The 17166-nt window shown below is 57.9% G+C and carries 16 protein-coding genes; 9 read left to right on the top strand and 7 right to left on the bottom strand.

Going from position 1 to position 17166, the window contains the following annotated elements; genetic code table 11:
* Window positions 1-4 precede the first annotated feature (4 nt).
* Both M6G53_RS05405 and M6G53_RS05400 read left to right on the top strand, forming a co-directional pair.
* Entirely contained in the window at window positions 5-928 is a 924-nt protein-coding gene (locus M6G53_RS05405) for a hypothetical protein (protein ID WP_253329575.1), read from the top strand.
* A 383-nt stretch (window positions 929-1311) separates the two neighbouring features.
* Window positions 1312-4053: an ADP-ribosyltransferase gene (locus M6G53_RS05400; RefSeq protein ID WP_253329571.1), complete on the top strand. Its 2742-nt coding sequence runs from the start codon at window positions 1312-1314 to the stop codon at window positions 4051-4053.
* Between the two features lie 131 nt (window positions 4054-4184).
* On the opposite strand, the gene M6G53_RS05395 is transcribed toward M6G53_RS05400, so the two are convergent.
* Window positions 4185-4421: a hypothetical protein gene (locus M6G53_RS05395; protein WP_253329570.1), complete on the bottom strand. Its 237-nt coding sequence runs from the start codon at window positions 4419-4421 to the stop codon at window positions 4185-4187.
* Window positions 4422-4753: 332 nt separating this feature from the next.
* Between M6G53_RS05395 and M6G53_RS05390 the strand changes: the two genes are divergently transcribed.
* Together M6G53_RS05390 and feaR are read left to right on the top strand one after the other, a co-directional pair.
* Complete coding sequence (locus tag M6G53_RS05390; RefSeq protein ID WP_253329569.1) at window positions 4754-5395, top strand: DsbA family protein; 642 nt, start codon at window positions 4754-4756, stop codon at window positions 5393-5395.
* 139 nt (window positions 5396-5534) lie between these two features.
* Window positions 5535-6434, top strand: coding sequence for a transcriptional regulator FeaR (gene feaR, locus M6G53_RS05385; RefSeq protein ID WP_253329568.1), 900 nt, complete (start codon window positions 5535-5537; stop codon window positions 6432-6434).
* 33 nt (window positions 6435-6467) lie between these two features.
* Here the strand turns inward: feaR and M6G53_RS05380 are convergent, their stop codons facing one another.
* From M6G53_RS05380 to tehB, 3 genes are all read right to left on the bottom strand, one after another.
* The gene (locus tag M6G53_RS05380) at window positions 6468-7967 is read right to left on the bottom strand and encodes an aldehyde dehydrogenase family protein (RefSeq protein WP_253329566.1); all 1500 of its coding nucleotides are present in this window, start codon (window positions 7965-7967) and stop codon (window positions 6468-6470) included.
* 159 nt (window positions 7968-8126) lie between these two features.
* Window positions 8127-8765, bottom strand: a complete 639-nt coding sequence (gene leuE, locus M6G53_RS05375) for a leucine efflux protein LeuE (protein WP_016928933.1) — start codon at window positions 8763-8765, stop codon at window positions 8127-8129.
* A gap of 231 nt (window positions 8766-8996) precedes the next feature.
* Window positions 8997-9860, bottom strand: coding sequence for an SAM-dependent methyltransferase TehB (gene tehB / locus M6G53_RS05370; RefSeq protein ID WP_253329564.1), 864 nt, complete (start codon window positions 9858-9860; stop codon window positions 8997-8999).
* A 177-nt stretch (window positions 9861-10037) separates the two neighbouring features.
* On the opposite strand from tehB, the gene M6G53_RS05365 reads away from it, so the two are divergent.
* Complete coding sequence (locus M6G53_RS05365) at window positions 10038-11141, top strand: DUF1615 domain-containing protein (protein WP_253329562.1); 1104 nt, start codon at window positions 10038-10040, stop codon at window positions 11139-11141.
* Between the two features lie 52 nt (window positions 11142-11193).
* Here the strand turns inward: M6G53_RS05365 and M6G53_RS05360 are convergent, their stop codons facing one another.
* On the bottom strand, window positions 11194-12873 hold the full coding sequence (locus tag M6G53_RS05360) for an alpha-keto acid decarboxylase family protein (RefSeq protein ID WP_253329560.1): 1680 nt from the start codon (window positions 12871-12873) through the stop codon (window positions 11194-11196).
* A gap of 674 nt (window positions 12874-13547) precedes the next feature.
* On the opposite strand from M6G53_RS05360, the gene M6G53_RS05355 reads away from it, so the two are divergent.
* The 4 genes from M6G53_RS05355 (at window position 13548) to M6G53_RS05340 (ending at window position 15703) form a co-directional block, all read left to right on the top strand.
* Window positions 13548-13976 carry a universal stress protein gene (locus tag M6G53_RS05355; protein ID WP_253329558.1) on the top strand — a complete coding sequence of 143 codons (429 nt, stop codon included), beginning with the start codon at window positions 13548-13550 and terminating at the stop codon, window positions 13974-13976.
* A gap of 208 nt (window positions 13977-14184) precedes the next feature.
* Window positions 14185-14775, top strand: a complete 591-nt coding sequence (pagP, locus tag M6G53_RS05350; protein WP_253329556.1) for a lipid IV(A) palmitoyltransferase PagP — start codon at window positions 14185-14187, stop codon at window positions 14773-14775.
* A 126-nt stretch (window positions 14776-14901) separates the two neighbouring features.
* Window positions 14902-15390, top strand: a complete 489-nt coding sequence (locus M6G53_RS05345) for a YjjA family protein (protein WP_074055268.1) — start codon at window positions 14902-14904, stop codon at window positions 15388-15390.
* Window positions 15391-15439: 49 nt separating this feature from the next.
* A complete protein-coding gene (locus tag M6G53_RS05340; protein ID WP_253329554.1) occupies window positions 15440-15703 on the top strand; it encodes a putative hemolysin in 264 nt (87 codons plus the stop codon).
* 36 nt (window positions 15704-15739) lie between these two features.
* On the opposite strand, the gene M6G53_RS05335 is transcribed toward M6G53_RS05340, so the two are convergent.
* Window positions 15740-16357, bottom strand: coding sequence for a hypothetical protein (locus tag M6G53_RS05335; protein ID WP_253329552.1), 618 nt, complete (start codon window positions 16355-16357; stop codon window positions 15740-15742).
* Window positions 16358-16463: 106 nt separating this feature from the next.
* Complete coding sequence (locus M6G53_RS05330; RefSeq protein ID WP_049202317.1) at window positions 16464-17153, bottom strand: ZIP family metal transporter; 690 nt, start codon at window positions 17151-17153, stop codon at window positions 16464-16466.
* Window positions 17154-17166 lie beyond the last annotated feature (13 nt).

The following is a 17166-nucleotide window of genomic DNA, read 5'->3' as shown; positions in this document are numbered from 1 at the left end:
TTTTATGCGCAAGCCAATAGCCTTTACCCAAAAAAAATCAAAACCAATGCAGGCTCCGCTTGCTAAAGAAGACGAGTCGTTCCAGGAGTTTGAGGACGAGATGCATGATGAGAGTAAAAATCGCATATGTCGATATGCCGATAGTCTGGATGTTATAACCAGCGTTGTAAATACGATTCACGACGCTGTCGACAATACGATTAATCCCTCTCGAGCCATGCGAGCCCTTGCCAAGAATGGCTCTAATGTCGTGATCACTCATACTACCTCAGCGTTCTCTGGCCTGGCAGGATCAACGCTTGGAGCCGTCGTGGGGACATTGATTTTTCCTGGTGCAGGTACTGCAGTTGGGGCCGCAGTCGGTGGTCTAGGTGCAGGGATCGCAAGCAAAGAACTGATCAAAAAAGTTCTTGAGAAGACACCGCTGAAAAAAAATAAACGATTGCAAACATCAACACTCCAACAGGAGATTGAACATACACATGACTCCATTCTCCGGTCCGGTTTATTTACGGTGAAAAACGGGTATTTGAGCAACAACAATAGTACCAAGAAAAATCTTGCCGTTATGGGGGTTAAAAAGGCGATAGATGAAGCGACGGGGTTGTCTTTACCTGTCGGGGATCTCGCAGATTTTGCCCTTCAGGCCAAAGAGTTGAGCGATGGTGAATTGGGAAGTGAAAAAATAAAGAAAATTGAAAAGATATTTGGAGTGATTGAGTCGATTATATCCATGGAGGGGTACGATGACGTACAGGATCGGTTCGAATATCTTGGTAAAGAGCAAATAAGCAGGGATGGTGTGCTTAATACTATCAAGCGTGAAAAAGTAAGTAGCGAAGGTCTATCAAATTCTGTGGTGCATATAGAAAACAGGATTAGAGATACACGAAGAATGCTACTCAATTTTCAGCCTGGAACATCTTGAATAGATTTTTGCGTTAAAACATCGTCATGCAACATGGCATGTGACGTAGAGAGATGTGGGGTAAAGAGGGGCGTGGCTGTCAGAAATAGCCCGATGCATTATGGGGGGGGGGTAAAAAATCTGCATTAAGGCTTGATGTGTAGTATGACGCATGGATTTATTTTTGACTTAACTGCAGTGTAATTACTGGCGTTAACGCCAGCAGATGGATAAACCATAGTGTTATCAGGTTCTGTGGGGCTTGATAATGAATCTATTTGTACTTTAATAGAAAGGTGCTCGCTGCTAACTCTATTTTTATCAAGAGTATGCCGCTCATCTGTTTTATATCAATCAGTGGTAAACCCCTCCCGTACATTTTTTAACCTAAAGGAGATATATTGATGCCAACAGAAAGCCCGCAATTACAGCAGGCGATCGCCGAGTTTAATAAAGCCATTATCCGCGCGGCAGAGTATGAAGGAAATATCGAGAATATCATTCGCGATAAGGTTGAGCGGCTTTTCCCCGCGGCAGAGAAATCGCTGAAAGAAAGCGTGGTTGCTCAGGCGGTAGAAAAAATAGCTGAGGCAAACCAGGCATTTGAGTTTAATCATCTGGGTAACGATCTGCTTGAATTCCCTGCGGTGGAATATATCGCACGCTCTTTTTTGCGCCGGACACTGGAAAAGACAGCGATTGCTCAGGCGAACGATCCTGCATTTGCCATAACGAAAAACAACCAGGATGCCGGGATCGGTTTCCTGGAAGGGTGGAGCAGCGATAATGCGGCATGGGCAAAGCAAATGAACGCGCTGCTGAATGAAAACAAGACTAACGCCCGCGTGTTAACCAGCCTGGCATACAGCTATATCAGACCTTTTCGCAACCCGCAGACACTGCGCAAACTGGGAGATGAGGCTAATGAGTCTTTGCTGAACAGCAAAGAGGCCAACCCGCGTCTGGATATTTTTGCCGGCTCAACGGCGGGGGCGCCGCCGGTCATGTCGAAGCCGATCACCACTCAGCCTCACGGCTGGCCGTGGCTAAAGTATGTCGACTGGAACGCCGCGGAAGCATTGGGCAATAAAACGTCATCGGATTTAATTGGCAGTAGGTCAAGCAGCGATCCGCATAAAGGGACGGGCTTCAAGTTTAAGGGCATGTTGCAGGCGATAAAGCCGCCGCCGTATCGACCCCATTCATCCTCCCTCAGGGAACGCGACCAACATGAATCGGGGTACGGCGGTTTCGTTATCAACGATAAGTCGATGACCTCAATCGGGGCAGAAAAACCGTTGGTGGTGAACTGGCGTCAGCAGAACATGAATAAAAAACTGCCGATGTTTTCCGGCCCCTCCAGCACCACGTCCTATATGTATGAAATTGCCCGTTTGCTGAATCTGCCTGCTGCCGAAGCCCAGGCATTCAGGCTGCTGTTGTTGGGCTGGATGATCCAGGCACGCGATCACAGCTTTACCGAAATTATGGGGGCGCTGGATGCCTATGCCATGGAGTTTGATGAGCAGGGGCCTACGGCCGTACCCAGTGACGCGAACATGGCCTGGGGAGCCAGGCAGAACGGTGACTGGCTGCGCGCCTATGAAGGTTTGGTGACGGAGGATATTGACCTGCCTGCGCTGGAAGCCAAAACCCTTATTCTCGAGGGGCAAGCGATCCATTTGCCGGCGCAGGGCGCCGTTCGCATCAGTCGGGATGAGTTTGACCAGTTCATTACCGCAGGCAGAGGATATCCGGCGCAATATGCTTCAGATGACTACTTGCTGAAAATAGGTGAGGCAGTTGCCGGCGGTGGGGAAGCAGAAGATATCTCCGGGCTGGCGTCAGAGCGGATCCTGTATGCACCGCAAAATAGGGAAGATCTCAAGCTCTATAATGCGCAGGAGCGAGAGCTACCACAGCGTCCTGCCCGCGGCGCCCCCGGCACGCCTTTTCTGGGGGCCGAAAAAGACGCGGCGGTCACGGCCTGGCTTGACGCCTTACCGGCGGATAAACGCACGCACATGCTCAATAGTGCGGCCTCGCTCCTGGCTGAGTCCACGCAACAAGATTCCCTGGGCCATGTGTTCCATTACGGCAACCGTAACGATATCTGGGAGGTGTTTCTGACGCTGCCGGGGACCAATATGCTGGCTGGCCAACTTAAGCTGGATCCGTTTTATCACGGAGAGGATCCGTTTGTGAATTTGCTGGATCGCGTGGCAATAGAAAAGACGCCACAGGCGCGCGCCCGTTGCCTGCTTGATGCCATTGGCGACAGCAAACAGAATCAGGATATTTTACTTAAAGGAATGCTGCTGGCCGTCACCCGCTTCTACACCGCCAACGGGGCCAATGTGATCAACCCGGGTTACGGTGGTTTCGCGCCGCCGAAAAATACGGCGGAAATGGAGAATCGCCTGCTGGCTCTGCTGAAGAGAAATCAATACCTCACTTCGGGCCAGCGCTCGCAGGCGAAAAGTGAGTATCGCCAGACGGTTGAACTGCTCCACAGGGCGCTTGAATCGCCGATGTTTGAACGGTATTCCGGCACGCTCTGGCACGGCAGTCATGCTGCCGTGGCCGAGGCGTTGCTTGAGCAGGGAAATGATGCCCGGTTCCCGGGGTTTATGAGTACCACTTACGATCCGGCGGTCGCCAAGAGTTATATGGCGAAAGGGGCGCTGATTGTGGTGAAACCGGGTGAGATCGGTGGATCGCTGGTTGAAGGGATCAGTAATGCTCCCGGCGAGAAAGAAGCACTGTTTCCTGAGGGGACGCCGTTTAGCGTTGAACAAAGCTATGTGCTGCATCTTGAAAAAGGCTATCCGCCCGAAGCCAATTCAATGATCAAGAAAAAGAGATTCGATTTTGAAGTGGCGAATGGATCGAAGCTGCCTTACGTGAAGGTCCGGGTGACCGGGCCCGGACAGACCGACGGGAGCGACCCCGAGGGGGAACGTGAGCTGGCATCGCTGATTGAACAGCTCAAAACCGGCAGCGTCGAGGGGCTGGAGCCGGAGACGAAAGTGGTGGTGCTCAGACCAAAGGCGTCAAAAGAGGCGGAGACGTCAGAAGCGCTGCTGGATGTCGCATTGCCGGTCTCAAGGGCTGAAAAAGCAGAAGCGCAAATGGTCGCGCGGTGAAGAGGGCATGGCGAAGCGTCTGCCGCCTGGCCGGCGGTGCGGTTCAACCGCGATGACGATTTTGACGCCGATCTGGCGCTGAAGCCCGGCGCGCCGGTCTACAGCCCGTTCGGGCGCCACCGCGATCCGGCTTAGAACCCGGCCTTCAGCAGTTCCTCGCGCAAGTCGTCGATAATCGCCGGTTCGATGTCGGGGAACTGCTGCTGGATGTCGGCGATGGCGTCGGCCACGCTCGGGCCGGCGAAGGGCAACAGCGGCAGATTGGCGTCGCTGTCCGGCAGTTCACCGCGGATAGTGCCGGTGATCATGCCCGCTTTTTTTTCCGCCGTGAGGTCGTACTCCCCCACGTTTTTGTCGATCGGTTTCATTGGCCGCCTCGCTGTCGGAGCGTGTTTCGTCACGTCCTGTTAAAGCATAGTGTTTCAGGCGACGAATACCAATTGATGTATATAATATTAATTAAAAACAAATGGATAGAATTCCTCTGCCGTTTGACGCTTGCCGGGGTTCAGCGCTATGCTCATGGCGCTAAAGGACTTACCTTAGGACTGGAAGCGGTGGGTGCCTATTGGGACGGCTACGAAGGGCGCTGGCTGAATTCCACATAAAAAGAAGGTAATAAAAACTGGCCTTCTGCCGGTTATTTGATTATAAAAACCGCCGCTAAGGACGATGTTCATAATCGAAACCAGGAGTGTTTATGTTGGCAAAAGTTAAGCGTTCGTTCGCCGCCGCGATCGTATTGATGTTGGCGTTGCCTGCGGTTCAGGCTGCGGATTACCGTGCGGGCGAGCAATACACCCGGCTGGATAAGCCGGTGGCCGCCGCGCCGGCGGTGGTGGAGTTTTTCTCCTTCTACTGCGGCCCTTGCTATCAGTTTGCCGAAACCTACCGCGTAGGCAGTACCGTGGCGCAGGCGCTGCCCGCCGGTGAGAAAGTCACCAAGTATCACGTCAGCCTGATGGGCAAACTGGGCAATGAGCTGACCGAAGCCTGGGCGGTGGCGACGGTGCTGGGCGTGGAAGACAAGATTGAAGGGGCGATGTTCGACGCGGTGCAAAAACAGCGCGCCGTCAACGGCGCCGAAGATATTCAGCGGGTGTTCACGGCGGCCGGCATCGATGCCGCCACCTATGAAAACGCGCGCCACAGTCTGCTGGTCAAAGGATTGATCGCCAAGCAGAACGAAGCGGTGAAAGCGTTCGAGGTGCGTGGCACCCCGTCGTTCTACGTGGCCGGCAAATACAAGATAGACAATGCCGGCATGGCCAGCACCCGCGTTGAAGGCTATGCCAAAGAGTACGCGGCGGTGGTGCGTTACTTGCTGGATACCCAGCCTTAAGGCGATTCTTTCCCCGGCGCTCGACGATCTGTGATCGCGGCGCCAAATCCCCCGCTCGCCGTTGATTGTGTGTTAACGGGTTGTTATGGTGTTTTTCTGTTCAACGGCGCAGCACCGCTGCTGTTTGAAGGGAGAGATCATGACGGCATTGGCAACGCTCCGGGACGCCGGCTTCGAAGAGTGGCTGGGGAAAATCAACACCGCCTGCGGCAGATTCTGCGCGAAAACGCTGGGGCCGGGCTTCAGCGGGGCGATGCAGGAGTTCCGCGCCCATGCGTTGCGCCTGAGCGTGGTCGACGTGTCTCAGGCCCGGCTGTACCGCACGCCGCGCGAGATCGCCCGCAGCGACGGCGCGCACTTTTTTACCGTCTTCCAGCTGCGCGGCAGCGCGTTGATGGAGCAGGGCGATCGCCAGACGGTGCTCTCGCCCGGCGACATCACGCTGATCGACGCCTCACGGCCCAGTAGCTTCACCTTCCAGCGCGATTCGCGCCAAATCTCCCTGCTGTTGCCGCGCGGCTGCCTGCCGGTGCCACCGCCTTGCGCCCTGCGTCTGGGGGCCGAGCTTAGCGCGGTGCGCCTCAGCCGCCAGCTGGTGCTGAGCAGCATGCAGGATCCTCAGCTCGCCGCGGCGGAAAGCGAGGCGGTGCTGAATGCGCTGGCGGCGCTGCTGCGCCCGGCGCTGGCGCTCGAACAGGCGCACCCGGAGGGGCAACAGCCGGTTTTCGACAAGGCGCTGGCATTGATCGACAGGCATATTCAGTCGGCGCAGCTGCGCCCGGAATGGGTAGCGGCCGAGTTGGGGGTGTCGCTGCGCAGCCTGTATCGGCTGTTCGCCCGTCAAGGGTTGGTGGTGGCGCAGTACATCAGAAACCGCCGGTTGGATCTGTGCGCGCAGGCGCTGCGCAATGCCGGCGGGCAGGAAAAGCTGGCCGGCGTCGGCCTCGACTGGGGGTTCGCCGATCACAGCCATTTCTCGACCGCTTTCAAGCAGCGCTTCGGCATGTCGCCGAGCGAGTACCGCCGGCAATATCAATAAGTCAGGGCGCGGGCCAGGCCCGCGCCGCTTCACTCAATAGCGGATGCAAACCGATTTGGTTTCGGTGTAAGCGTCCAGCCAATCCGGGCCGAAATCACGGCCGCTGCCCGACTGTTTGAAGCCGCCGAACGGCATGTTCGGGTCGATCAGCGTATGGGTGTTGACCCACACGGTGCCGGCCTGGATGCGCGGCGTCAGCGCCATCGCTTTTTGCAGGCTGGTGGTCCACAGGCTGGCAGCCAGCCCGAAGTCGGTGTCGTTGGCCTTGCTCAATGCCTCTTCGGCGCTCGCCACCCGGATCAGGTTAACTACCGGGCCGAACACTTCCTCGCGCGTCAGGTTCAGCCTGTCGTCCGGGTTGATCACCAGCGTTGGCGCGATGTAGAAGCCGTTGGCATCCGGCCCGGCCGCGCCGCCGATAAGCTCGGCATTTTTCGCCCGGGCGTCGTCCAGGTAGGCCGCCACCTTGTTGCGGTGCGCCAGCGATACCAGCGGGTTAATTTGCGCGCCGGTGTCCATGCCCGGGCCGACCGACAGCGATTTTACCGCCTGTTCGAAACCGGCCACCAGTTGGTCATAGATCGGTGCTTCGATATAAATCCGCGAACTGGCGGCGCACACCTGCCCCTGGTTGAGGAAGCTGCCGAGCATCAGGCCTTCGACCACCTGCTGCGGATCGGCGTCTTTCAGCACGATGGCCGGGTTTTTGCCACCCAGCTCCAGCGTCACGCGAGTCAGGCGATCCGCCGCGGTGCGCGCGATGCTTTTGCCCACCGGCGTGGAGCCGGTAAAGCTGACTTTGGCGATCAGCGGATGTTCGGTCAGTGCCTTGCCGCACACGGTGCCGCGGCCGGTGACTACGTTGAACACGCCCGGCGGTACGCCGGCTTCGCTCGCCAGTTCGGCCATGCGCAGCAGGGTGAGCGGGGTGGTTTCCGACGGCTTGATGACGATGGAGCAGCCCGCCGCCAGCGCCGGCATCACTTTCCACATGCCGATCATCAGCGGGAAGTTCCAGGGCACGATGCCGGCGACCACGCCGATCGGCTCTTTACGGGTATAAACCTGATATTTGGCGCCCGGCGGCATCGGAATGGAGACGTCCAGCGTCTGGCCGGTGATTTTGGTCGCCAGACCGGCGGTGTAGCGCATCCAGTTCAGGGTGCTGCCGACTTCGAAGGCGCGGGCGATGTTGATGGATTTGCCCTGCTCCAGGGTTTCCAGCTGTGCCAGCTCCTCGGCGTGTTGCTCCACCAAATCGGCGTAGCGCAGCAGGATGCGTTCGCGCTCTACCGGCAGACGCTGCGCCCAGACGCCTTCGCTGAAGGCTTTGTGGGCGGACTGCACCGCCAGCGCGACGTCGTGCTCGTTGGCGTCGGCGGTGGTGGCGATCTGCTGCCCATTGGCGGGGTTATACACCGCCAGGCGGCTTTCCGCGGCGGACGCGCGCCACTGGCCGTCGATATACAGCCCATGCTGACGATCGAGAAAACGCGACACGCTATCCAGCACGGCTACGGTATTGTCAGACATACATCCTCCGATCAGGCTCATCAGGTTATCGTTAACCCTGCAAGTCTAGATCAGCGGTAAAGCGGCGGCTTTGCTCTGCCTGACATTCGGTTTGCCCTGCGTGTCATTTTGCCGTGACGGAAGAGTAAACAGCGGCCGACGGGTGCCGGCCGGGTGGGATCACGAGCTCAGGGTTGCCAGACGGGTGGCGAAGCCGAGGAACAGCAGGCCGATCAGGCCGTTGCCGAGCTTCGCCAGGCCTTTCTTGTGATTGAAGAAATGCGCCAGCATCGCGCCGGAGAAGATCAGCGTGCTCATGTAGATAAAGCTGACGGCTTCGAGGATCAGCGCCAGAATGGTGAACGACAGCCCGGTGTGCGCGTAGTTGAAGTCGATGAATTGCACGAAGAACGACACGTAAAACAGGATAGCTTTCGGGTTGGTCAGGCTCAGTGTCAGCGACTTGCGCAGAATGCTGTGGCCGCCTTCAATTTGCTGCTGTTGCGCCTGCGCCTTCTGCACGAAGGTGGCATAGAGGATTTTTGCGCCGAGGAACAGCAGGTAAATCGCGCCGAGAAAACGCACCAGGGTAAACAGAAACGGCGTGGTGCGGATCAGCGAAGCCACGCCGATATAGGCGCAGAAGATCAGAATTGCATCGCCGATGAACACGCCGAGCGCCGCGGTGTAGCCGGCGCGCACGCCGCGCGAGACGCCGGTTTTCAGTACGTACAGCGTATTCGGCCCCGGCAGAATGATAATGAAGACCACCCCGGCCAAATAGGTCCATAAATTCAGGACGCCAAAACTCTCTAACACAATAACCTCTCCATACGCGCAACTAACAGGCAAAAACACTGGCCACGCCCGTGGCCGGCCGCGATCCTAACGCTGTGCAACCGGGTTGGCAACGTAATAAACTTCATGTTGTTGGTTAAAAATTGTCGAAACATTGTTGAAAACCTCGGCGCCGAATTAAAAAGCAAGAGTCGGCGTGTTTCGCCAACGGCCCGGCCAACGCCACGCGCTGGGGTAATCTTTCACGACGCGCTATAGCTTGCGCGCCAGCAGGGTGGCGAAGCGTAGCGAGATGCGGTTGCCGGCGGCGTCGGTCTTATGCAGTTGGCCGACGTCTTCGTTGTATTTGAGGATCTCCCAGTCGCGATAATAATGCTTCAGCTCACCCGGGCTGAAGGTGAACGGGAACGGCAGCGGGCAGGGATAATCCTCGGTATCCATCGCCGCCACGATCAGGTTATGGCCGCCGCGCACGGTGCTGTCCTGCATGTTTTGCACGATAGACGGAATTTGCTGGCGTTCGAGGAACATCATCACCACGGTGGACAGGATGAAGTCGTATTCGCCGCGGAAGCGGTGGGTATTGAGATCCTGCACCGCGGCGCTCAGGCGGGTCAGCGGCTCGGCGTCGATGATCTGATTGAGGCGGGCTATCGACGGCGCGTGCTTGTCCCAGGCGGTGACGTCGAAACCTTTCAAATTGAGATAGAGCGAATTGCGCCCGCCGCCGCAGCCCAAATCCAGCGCTTTGCCCGGCGCAATGCGCGCCGCCGCCTCGATCACTTCAGAGTGGGTGCGCGTCAGGTCGTATTTCTTGTGGTAGTAATCTTCCGGCGTGCAGTAAAACGCCAGCCGGCAGGTCATGTCGTCCGAGAAGGAAACGATGCGATGCCACTGCTGCGGTGCGATAAACGGCGGCTGGCTCTCGGGGCTGAACTGCCAGGTCTCGGTGGTGGCGCCGTCTTCGGTCATCATGGCGAACGTCAGGCTGCCGCTCAGGACGGTGAGCTTCGCCCAGGTGCCGCTCTGGGTGTTGTGGCGCTGGCGGAAGGCTTCCGGCAGCGTGTCGTTGTTCCATTCCGGCAGGGTTTTATAGCAAAGCAGCTGCTGCTCCATAGGGGCTCCTCGGGTTGGGCGAGCAAAGTGATTTATATAATGCATATAAAATACATCTTTATAGGCGGTTTGAACATAGCGGCCTGACGGAAAGGCGCGGCGACATTTTTATACTGGATTGTGCGTGGCGGCTGGGCTAATTTCAGTGCTGTTGATGTCATCACGTTCAGGGAAAAGATGCCGATATTTCGTTTATTTCACCCGACGCCCTTCAGTTGGCTGAGCCTGGCCGCGCTGCTGGCGCTGGCGGGCTGTACCAGCAAAACCACCACCACGGCACCGGCGACACGCCCTGCCGACGTCAAAGCGCGACTGATGACACTGATCCCGGCCAACGCCGGCGATCGTCAGGGCTGGGCTACCGATATTACCGCCGCCTTCGCCGCGCAGGGCATCGAGCCGAGCGATGAGAACCTGTGTTCGGTGCTGGCGGTGACCGAACAGGAGTCGACGTTCCAGGCCAACCCGCAGGTGCCGGGGCTGCCGAAGATCGCCTGGAAGGAGATCGATCGCCGCGCCGATCAGATGCACATCCCGAACTTTTTGGTGCACACCGCGTTGAAGATCTCGTCGTCGAACGGGCAGAGCTACAGCGAACGGTTGGATAAGGTGCGCACCGAGAAGGATCTGAGCGATATCTTCGATGACATGATCGACCGCGTGCCGATGGGGCAGAAGCTGTTCGGCCATTTGAACCCGGTGCATACCGGCGGCCCGATGCAGGTGAGCGTCGCCTTCGCCGAGGCGCACGCCAAAGGGTACCCTTATCCGATCGACGGCTCGATTCGCCGCGAAGTGTTCAGCCGGCGCGGCGGTATGTATTTCGGCATTATGCATTTGCTGGGGTATCCGGCCGATTACAGCCGGCCGATTTATCGCTTTGCCGACTTCAACGCCGGCTGGTACGCCAGCCGCAACGCGGCGTTCCAAAACGCGGTCAGCCGGGCGAGCGCGATTCCGCTGGCGCTGGACGGCGACCTGATCGACTTCGGCAGCGACAAGCCCGGCTCGACCGAGCTGGCGGTGCGCACGCTCGGCAAGCGCCTGAACATGAGCGACAGCGCCATTCGCCGGGCGCTCGAGAAAGGCGACACGGCCGGCTTTGCCGACACCGACCTGTATAAGAAGGTCTACGCGCTGGCGGGCGGCAAGCTGCCGCGCGAGATGCTGCCGGGTATCCAGCTGGAGAGCCCAAAAATCACCCGCAAGCTGACCACCGCCTGGTTCGCCAAGCGGGTGGACGAACGCCGCCAGCGCTGCATGGCGCGCGCCGGCGGGTAACCCAACAGAAAACGCCGTCGCTGGCCTGAACCACCGGCGGCGCGCTCGCGCCTCAGGCGCTGCGGCGCGGGTTGGTCAGGCCGAAGTTAAAGCTGTTGCAACGGTTGCAGAACTCTTTCATCACCGGCGGCGTGTCCATCATCGGCACTTTTACTTCGATAAACGCCAGCCGATCCTGTCGCGAGGCGTGTTCCAGGGCCATTTCCAGCTGTTGCGTGGTCTCCACCGCCACGCTGAACGGCTGCGCCTGGGTATTCAGCACCGCCGGCAGTTTGGCATAGTCCCACGGGCTGATGTCGTTGTAGGACGAGCTTTCGCCGAGGATATAACGCTCGATGGTGTAGCCATCGTTGTTGATCAGGAAGATGATCGGCTTTTGCTCGCAGCGCAGCAGGGTAGACACTTCCTGCGCGGTAAGCTGGAAGGAGCCGTCGCCGATGAACAGCAGGTGCCGGCGCTCCGGGGCCGCCATCAAGGTGCCGAGCAGCGCCGGCAGGGTATAGCCGATCGAGCCCCAGATCGGCTGGTTGACCACCTTGACGCCGCCCGGCATGCGCATGCCGCCGATGGCGGCACCCGAGGTGCCGTTTTCCACCACCACCACGTCATCGGCCCGGATGAAGCGCTGGATGCGTTGCCACAGATAGGCCTGGTCGATGGGGGTATCGCTCGGCGTCGCCAGCTTCTCTTGCGGATTGGGCAGCGGCGCCAGGGGCTGAGCCGGCGCGTCTTCGCTCAGATCCAGCAGCGCCTGCAGCAGATCCGCCGTCGCCACCGCCGGGTAGGAGGTGTTGTCCAGCTTCATCGAGAACGGTTGGATATCCACCTGAGCGGCGGCGGGAATTTGCTGCGAGAAATAGCCGGTGGTGGAGTCCACCAGACGCACGCCGAAGCTCAGCACGCAGTCCGAATGGGCCATGTGTTCATACAGTTCGGGGCGCGACAGGTTGCCGCTGTAGCCGCCCATCCAGCCGGCGGTGTTTTCCGGGATAATGCATTTGGCGGTCGGCATATTGGTCAGTGGAATGGCAAAGCGGTGAGCGACCGCGATAACCAATTGCTGCAGCCGATAACGATCCACCATTTGGTCGACCAACATGATCGGGCGCTGTGCGCGTTTTATTTTGGTTAACAGCGCCATCGCCGCTAATTGTACATTGTATTTATCGCTGGCCGGCAGCTGCGGCGCCGCTGCGGCGGCGGTGATTTCAATTTCGACGTCGCAAATATCGGAAGGCAGCTGTAAATAGACCGGTTTCTTCTCTATCCAGGCACGAGAAATAACGCGTGGAATTTCCTGGGCGGCATTTTCCGGCGTAATCAAGGCTTGAGCAACGGTGAACTGTTTAAAACAGTTCATGACGTTGTCGAAATTGCCGTCGCCCAGAGTATGGTGCAAGAGCTGATGATTCTTCATCGCGTGCAGCGGCGGCGTGCCGGCGATGCAGACCACCGGCGAGGATTCGGCATAGGCGCCGGCGATGCCGGACAGCGCGGCCAGATCGCCGACGCCGTAAGTAACGATCAGCGCGCCGGCGCCCTTCATCCGGGCATAGCCATCGGCGGCGTAGGAGGCGTTCAATTCATTGCAGTTGCCGACAAACGCCAGCCGGTCGTCGCTTTCCAGCAGCTCCAGCAGGCTGAGGTTATAGTCGCCGGGCACGCCGTAAATACGATCGACGTTCAGGGCGTGAAGCTGTTGCAGAATGAATGACCCGATAGTTATTTTCATTGATTGCTCCGGATTATTTATCTTTATTTTGTCAGGCGAAAATCAGCAAAAATAAATTGCTGGCGATGTTGTGTCGTTAGCTTTAACAGTTATTTAAAGCGCTGGCTTGTTCAAGAGAGGGGGGGCAGGCGGTAAATAGGCGATTTGTATTCGGCGCTTTACGCGATTGAGTAATACATAAAAAGTAGGGTTATTGCGTGTTGGCGTGCGGCGGTATTTTTCAGTGGCGGAATATCAGCAGAAAAACGGCGGCCTATTGGCATTTATCGTGATTCAGAGTGAACCGCCCGGTACTTTTGACGCCGCGTTAAATCCCATCGGGCGCCCCCCGGCTTTTGTTTTGGGAAAGAAACGCTGAACCTGATGTAAAGGGGCATTTTGGTGATCCGCCGCACGCTTATTCCATGAAACCATCCTGTAACCAACTAAAAACAAAAAATTAACAATGGGCATTATTCATCCGGGCTTTTTTGTCAGCTTTGCTTTACGGGTGCTGCAGTGCGCGCCACGCCGGGGCGACGTTAAGATACGCCGTCACGGGCGTCAATATAACGTGGTGGCCATCACATTCCGTATGAACTGATACGTAAACTTTTCTCTACGTGCGTGCAGATGGCGTATACCTACCAGAGAGGGCGGTGCCCCAGAGGCACTGGCCGGCGGGGGAAGGAGCGATGAAAAACTATCGACATATTCTGGTACTGATTCACGATGAGCATGATGGGCTGCCGTTGCTGCGTCAAACGGTGGCGATGGTGCGCGGGCTGCCGATCGCCATCACCGTCGGCCACCTTAATGCCGACTATGCGGAGTTGGAGTACGGCAGCGATGCGCTGGTTAAAGATCGTCAGGCGCAGGAGGTGATCGCCGCCAAAGCGATGCTGAGCCGGCTGGTGAGCGCCGTCGAGGCGCCGGTGGCGGTCAAGGAGATCGTCACCATTCGGCGCTTTAAGGACGTCAGCGATTTCATTCATCAGGCCGGTATCGATCTGGTGGTGGTCGGGCACCAAAATCGCCTGTTCGGTCTCTATTCTTCGTATTCCCTGGCGTTTGTGAACCGCCTCGATGTTGATGTGTTGGTCAAACATCTGGCCCGCGAGTAGCGTGCGGCAAAACGGGTTTTAGCCACGGTTTTGTCGCCGGAAAGGGGGTAATATGCAGCAGTCGGCGCAGCCGGAAATTTAGAAAGGGGGGATTTTCCGCTGCTAAACTTAACCAAAGCACAACGAGCGTTGGATAAATTAGATACAGCTTGATCTTGCCAGGGCTATCGGTAAGAATCTTCGGCCGTATTTTTACAGGAGCTTTACGATGTTTCTCAAACGGACTCTTTTGGCATGTTCTCTGGCGTTGATATTTCCTGCACTGCCTTCTTACGCTGAGGTTGGTACAGAAAGTGGCAATACCGCGCAGGCTGAAAAACCGGGTCTATGGCAGCGCTTTACCGATAACGTGGCGGAGACCTGGAACAATTCGCCTAACCACGATCTCTATATCCCGGCCATCACCTGGCACAACCGCTGGACTTACGATCAAGAGAAGATCGATAAGTACAACGAACGCCCGTGGGGCGCCGGTTACGGCATCTCCCGCTACGACACCGACGGCGACTGGCACGGCATCTACATCATGGCGTTCAAAGACTCCTTCAACAAGTGGGAGCCGATCGGCGGCTACGCCTATGAAAAGATCTGGCGCCCGCTGGATGACAAGGATTTCCGCCTGGGACTCGGCTTCACCGCCAGCGTCACCGCGCGTGACAACTGGAACTACATTCCTATCCCGGCACCGCTGCCGCTGGCCTCTATCGGCTATCAGCGGCTGACGTTCCAGGCGACCTACATTCCCGGCACTTATAACAACGGCAACGTGTTCTTCGCCTGGCTGCGCTGGCAGTTCTAAATTTCCTGAATTCCGAAAAACGGCGCGGCGGCGAGATAAAAGGAACTTGTCGCCGCCGGCGGCGTCGGAAGGGTATCCCGGCGCGCTGCGCCGATTGCATGCCGTTATTACAGGAGTTTTACCACTATGATCACCAAACATCGTTTACTGCTGGCTTTGGCGCTGTCCGCTACCCTGGCCAGCGGCGCCACCCAGGCCGCCGGGCTGATGGATTCTCTCAGCAGCGCGGCGGGCGAACTGAGCAAGTCGGGTGGCGACAGCGGTGGTGGCATGTCGCTCTCCTCGTTGACCGGCCTGTTGAACGGCGGCGACAAGGCGTTGAGCTCCAGCAGCATGACCAATGCCGCCGGTATCTTGCAGTACTGCGTGAAAAACAACGTGCTGTCGGCTAACGGTGCCGAAGGGGTGAAAGATCAGCTGCTCAGCAAGCTGGGCATCACCAGCACCGAAAACGCCAAGAGCCAGGATTATCAGCAGGGCCTGGGCGGCTTGCTGCAGACCGGCGAAGGCAAGAGCCTGGATCTGAACAGCCTGGGCACCTCGCAGATCACCGAGAAGGTGAAGCAAAAAGCCTGCGATCTGGTGCTGAAACAGGGCAAATCCTTTATTTCATGATGAACGAACGGCGGAGCGCTCCGCCGTTCTTTTTGCATAAGCTGGAAAAATGAAAAAAACGTTAATGCTTTCCCTGCTGGCAGGGATGACGCTGTTGCAGGGGTGTTCCGTGAAATCCAACGATGCGCCGCCGCCGCCGCAGGTGAAACCGATCGGCATGGCGAACCCGGCCGACGTGTACTGTACCCAAATCGGCGGCAAGCTGAATGCCAAAGAGAACGCGGCGGGCCAGTATTCCACCTGTACTTTGCCGAGTGGCCAGGAAATTGAAAGCTGGGAACTGTTCCGCCGCGATCACCCGGTGAAAAAGTAACCCTGCACGGTGCCGGCTCCTCTGCCCGGCACCCGATCAGAATTGGCGATCGCCTATCGGCTGCAGCTGCAGGCTGCCGTCCTTTTGCAGCGTCAGCGGCATGCGCCAATCGCTCTGTTTATCCAGATTGAACGGCCGGGAACGGAACATGCAGCCGGTCTTGATGTTCTTGATTTTCATGACGTGTTCCGCGTCCGCATTGATTTTCACCTCGAAGCTGCCGGCGGGCGGAATAAAGACTTCCGCCAGCTGCTGTGGTACCGCCGGCGTTTCCAGCTTGACCAGCACCGCGAAATCGTTGCCCTGATTATCCAGCGTCAGCCGATGCAGGCCGGTCGTGGGCAGGTTGGCTGGCTGGTGCAGATAACCGGCGGAGGCGGGCCACGGCTGCCCGGCATTGTCGTGCAGCGGCCCGCCGCACTGTTCACGCGCCTCGCGCAGCGGCATTTCACGCTTTATCGCACGGTTGTAATCGGTGGGGGCGGCGAGGCTGAATTCGTCGTCATACTGGTGGGCGCGCAGATAGCGCTTGGTGCCGAGTACCCCGACGGCGACCAACATGAAGAACAGAAATATCCTCAGCCGATTTTTAAAAATCAGCCCGAACAGCTTCCCGGGCAGTTGAAACAGCCACCTTGCGATCGTCAATAACATCGTTTTCCCTTTACGCTCAAGCCGTTACGTCTGCGGTAACTTCGCTTGCCTCAGTATAGCCAAAGCGTTGCCACCGCGCGGCATGCGCCATGAAATTCCTGTTTTTTTACCCCAAACCTTCCTCCAACAGCAACAGCAGCAGGAAACCGGCGAAGAACATCGCGGTGGCGAACGGTGTCTCTTTTCCGCCTTCATGCGCTTCGACCAGCAGCTCCTCGGTGACCAGGTAGAGCAGGGCGATCAGGCCAAAGGCCAAAAAGGCGGTGAGCCAAAATGCGCCCAGCATGGCCACCGGCGCCCCCAGCAGGCCACCGATGGGCAGCAACAGCGCCAGGCCGACTATCGCCGCCATGGCACGCAGCCGCCTGCCGAGAAAGTCTTTCAAATCGCCAACGATCGACAACCCCAGGAACAGCACTTCCAGCGTTAACGCCAGCGTCAACAGCAGACCGGCTTTGGCGCCGGCCGCGAAGGCAATGCCCAGCACCAGCCCATCGATAAAGATATCGACGCCGACCGCGGCGATAAAACCGACCGGCCCCTGTGCTTTTTCACCCAGTTGCCTAACCAGCAGCATTAACAGCACCCCCGCAGCGCCGCCCAGCAACACGGCCACAGGCGACTGCTGCTTGAGATCGGGCAGGATTTCGGTGGCGGCGGCGGCGAAAACGATGCCGGCGGTAAAGTGATGGATGACGCGCATCGTGGCGGCACCGGGGCGGCGATAGAGTGCCACCGCAGCGCCGACGACGGTGGCTGCGGCGGGAAACAGCGTATAAAGCACGGCGGAGGTCATCGCGTCATAGTCC

It is taken from the genome of Serratia nevei (genome assembly GCF_024160145.1).
Classification (GTDB): Bacteria; Pseudomonadota; Gammaproteobacteria; order Enterobacterales; family Enterobacteriaceae; genus Serratia; species Serratia nevei_A.
The sequence above is the reverse complement of the archived record's forward strand: the minus strand, read 5'-3'. Positions and strand labels throughout refer to the sequence as shown.

Coding starts and splice junctions, on each gene's coding strand:
- M6G53_RS05405 (WP_253329575.1), top strand. CDS start 5: ATGCGCAAGCCAATAGCCTTTACCCAAAAAAAATCAAAACCAATGCAG.
- M6G53_RS05400 (WP_253329571.1), top strand. CDS start 1,312: ATGCCAACAGAAAGCCCGCAATTACAGCAGGCGATCGCCGAGTTTAAT.
- M6G53_RS05395 (WP_253329570.1), bottom strand. CDS start 4,421: ATGAAACCGATCGACAAAAACGTGGGGGAGTACGACCTCACGGCGGAA.
- M6G53_RS05390 (WP_253329569.1), top strand. CDS start 4,754: ATGTTGGCAAAAGTTAAGCGTTCGTTCGCCGCCGCGATCGTATTGATG.
- feaR (WP_253329568.1), top strand. CDS start 5,535: ATGACGGCATTGGCAACGCTCCGGGACGCCGGCTTCGAAGAGTGGCTG.
- M6G53_RS05380 (WP_253329566.1), bottom strand. CDS start 7,967: ATGTCTGACAATACCGTAGCCGTGCTGGATAGCGTGTCGCGTTTTCTC.
- tehB (WP_253329564.1), bottom strand. CDS start 9,860: ATGGAGCAGCAGCTGCTTTGCTATAAAACCCTGCCGGAATGGAACAAC.
- M6G53_RS05365 (WP_253329562.1), top strand. CDS start 10,038: ATGCCGATATTTCGTTTATTTCACCCGACGCCCTTCAGTTGGCTGAGC.
- M6G53_RS05360 (WP_253329560.1), bottom strand. CDS start 12,873: ATGAAAATAACTATCGGGTCATTCATTCTGCAACAGCTTCACGCCCTG.
- M6G53_RS05355 (WP_253329558.1), top strand. CDS start 13,548: ATGAAAAACTATCGACATATTCTGGTACTGATTCACGATGAGCATGAT.
- pagP (WP_253329556.1), top strand. CDS start 14,185: ATGTTTCTCAAACGGACTCTTTTGGCATGTTCTCTGGCGTTGATATTT.
- M6G53_RS05345 (WP_074055268.1), top strand. CDS start 14,902: ATGATCACCAAACATCGTTTACTGCTGGCTTTGGCGCTGTCCGCTACC.
- M6G53_RS05340 (WP_253329554.1), top strand. CDS start 15,440: ATGAAAAAAACGTTAATGCTTTCCCTGCTGGCAGGGATGACGCTGTTG.
- M6G53_RS05335 (WP_253329552.1), bottom strand. CDS start 16,357: ATGTTATTGACGATCGCAAGGTGGCTGTTTCAACTGCCCGGGAAGCTG.
- M6G53_RS05330 (WP_049202317.1), bottom strand. CDS start 17,153: ATGACCTCCGCCGTGCTTTATACGCTGTTTCCCGCCGCAGCCACCGTC.